Origin of the sequence: Paenibacillus sp. An7 (assembly GCF_009870785.1) — a bacterium.
Taxonomy (GTDB): Bacteria; Bacillota; Bacilli; order Paenibacillales; family Paenibacillaceae; genus Paenibacillus.
The window spans coordinates 1-2,921 of the sequence record NZ_WTWX01000057.1 but is presented as its reverse complement, the minus strand read 5'-3'; the positions used below and the strand labels follow the sequence as shown (position 1 = coordinate 2,921).

At 36.7% G+C, this 2,921-nt stretch carries 1 pseudogene; it reads right to left on the bottom strand.

Annotation, left to right across the window (positions count from 1 at the left end):
• Positions 1 to 672 (bottom strand): annotated as a pseudogene (locus tag GQY27_RS21055) (IS30 family transposase); the annotation flags it as partial.
• Positions 673 to 2,921 lie beyond the last annotated feature (2,249 nt).

Sequence of the window (2,921 nt, the reverse complement as noted above, 5' to 3'; positions counted from 1 at the left end):
ATGCGAACTCTTTACCACGGTGGGCAGTAGCTGTCTGGAAGGTTTGGGCAGGGTAATGTGCAGCAACTACACCAATAGCAATTTCCATAGTGTACAGACTTGTTTTTCGCTCGATACATGTAGCGACACAAGCCTTGCTTTTTCCTCGGCTGGAGACACGACTGTATCTAGTTCACAGTGCCCGAAGCTTTCTCGGGAACGAATCTCTTTCGGTCGTTGTTTGATAGAAGTGCCTACGCGGAAGCGACCTCGTCTTTCTTGGGGTTTTTGTCTCTTTCCTTTGTGTCTTAACTGCTGAACGGTGTTACGAATCATACGTCCTTCATAAAGCCAGCGATAGATCGTTTTGAACGAAACCATGGGCTCTCCTTTCAGTCTATAACGCATAGAGATTTGCTCAGAAGACCAGGTTTCGTGAAGTCGCTGCTCAATTTCTTTTCCGATTGTCTCCGTCCACTTTCCTCTAGGTTTCTGAGCTTGGCGAAGATACTTATAACGATGCTCTGATGCTGCCGCTTGATAACCATTTAGGCTTTGATTTTTCCTCAGTTCCCGGCTGATGGTGGAATGATGACGATCCAATTAACGAGCAATGGCTCGGGCGGACAGCCCCAGTTGATGTAATACTTCTAGTTTACTGCGTTCAATTATGCTAAGATGTGTGTAGCTCATGGCGGATTCTCCTTGTAGGTGTTGTGTGGTAACTCCATTCTACACGAATCCGGCCATGGGCCATTTTTTATTTTGAACTAGGTGTCGCACTTCATATTACAATCTGTCTTGTATTAAGCTTAGTATAGTAATTAATATAGCTGCAAGTGGCCTTATGACTTAATGCTTCTCTGATTGAATCTTAACACGGTCAGAGCTGTGAACTATTGTGCAGAGTGCCTCGAAAGCCAATACAATAGAAGTTTGACTGTTTTGTTATCTATTCTTACTTTTGGCCATAGAAGGGATTGGGGAGAAGGGTGACAGGATATATAATATGTGTTAAAACGTTATGATTATTGTGTTCTACATTTAGTAAGGTGAAGAGAAACTACAGTTAGAATGAAATAATAATATAAAGATTCACAGATGATAGAAACACACTAATACTGGAATATGTTAAGTGATCGTTCAAAACATAAATATTAGCAAGTAGTTAAAGGAAACAATGAATACATATCAAGGAGATACAGTTCTTATTTTGATTCATCTTGGAAGTATTGGCATTTAACACTGTCTACTTTGCATTTAAAACAGTTAGATTTGATTGATTAAGTTTGTTAAAATCTCAAATCAGAAGGAGCTAGCTCGATAGGGAAAGTAGACACTCGAAAAAAGTCTCGTTTTATTATCAGCTAACGACAAAGGACTTGGTGGGGATATCTTTGTGGGTAAAAAAGAATAAGTTATTCAACCATTTGCGGAGAAGTTTAAGTTAAAAGAAAATCAATGGCACATCGAGGGGACGAAGAGTTATCTAGCTGGAGCAGACAAGGGGACTGTGAAGCTGCAGAATAGAATTATCTTATAAGTCAGGTACTAGTAAAACAAGTGGTTTTCCTGTCTATTAAAGGAGACATCTTAGTGGTCAAATTACAAATACATTGAAAAACTGAGGAAGTTACACAGTATTAAAAGGTTATTAGCTATAGCAGGAAGTACAGATCCAGTTAATACAGTTGGCGGTCAACGGCCTAAGCTGAAAAGCAGCTCTAGATTCTAGATCAAGAGGTCAGATAAAACATAAGGCTACTATATGACTCATGTATTTTAGTTAACCTTTGGATGTGGGGACGCTCAGAGGGAAGCAGGCTACTTTGTTAAACAAGAAAGAGTAAGGCGTTTGAAGCCAAATTTGTCAATTAAGTCTGTAATCCGAAAGAAGCTAATCATCAAGTTATATCAACCGTAGTGAATCATATCTGACTCAAACGTAAATTTCTTACTACTGCCCTGGGAGAGGGTTACGAGAATCACCAATACCCCATAATGAGATTAAAACTTGGCATGCCTCTAGATATAGTAATGGGGACCCCTTATATTAGACACTGTCATGCAGAGAAATCAAAAAAAGTGGATTAGAAATAGTGCTCTATTTGAATTAGGACTTGTAATACATGTCTCAGGAATACAACATAAGATTAAAGAAATTTTAAAGGAAATCACTCTCACCGAGCAACCTGCCTGAATAATACATATGTATTGAAGAGGATGTTCAAACATTATAGATGACAAGTCTGCCGTGGTTGTGAATTTATATATGTACCATAAATCAGCAGGATTAAATCCTAAGTGCACCTGAAGAGTTTTCTTAATAGATAAGCAGTAGTTATACGGGTAATTAAAAAGTTAAAAATTAAATTCGAACGTAATAGCTTCATTAACTTAAAGAAAGGTTATAAAAACAAACCTAAGAATTTCCTCGAAAATAAAAAACTAAATTAACGCAAGTCATAGAATCAGTTTGTATTCTGCAATGAGAAAGCTATTAATTTTATTACAATCATATTAGCTTATATTAAGAGAGTGGATTTGGAATTCTGTATCTTGTGTATCTGTATAAGTAATTTGGTGTCGCGTTACGGAGTTTGAGAGTACGCAGCTATGTTCATTAATTATGTTATCTAAACATTGATTATAGGATCGACTATAAATCATTACTAAAGATTTCTACACATCTTGCCTACATTTCTTCATAAGAAAGGGTGTTAATATGTAGAAGATCGAAAATAGAGAGCATATAAGTAATTATTTCTATATTTTTTTGCACGAGGGAGTTAATTCTGAGAAGATCCTTTACATTGAGTAAATAATAGATTTAAATAACAACATTAAAATCTAATAATTTTGAATAAAAGACTTGCATAATTTTTATCAGCATGGTATATTCTAATTCCGGCCAAGAAGTTAGCCAGTAAGCACCACGCTGA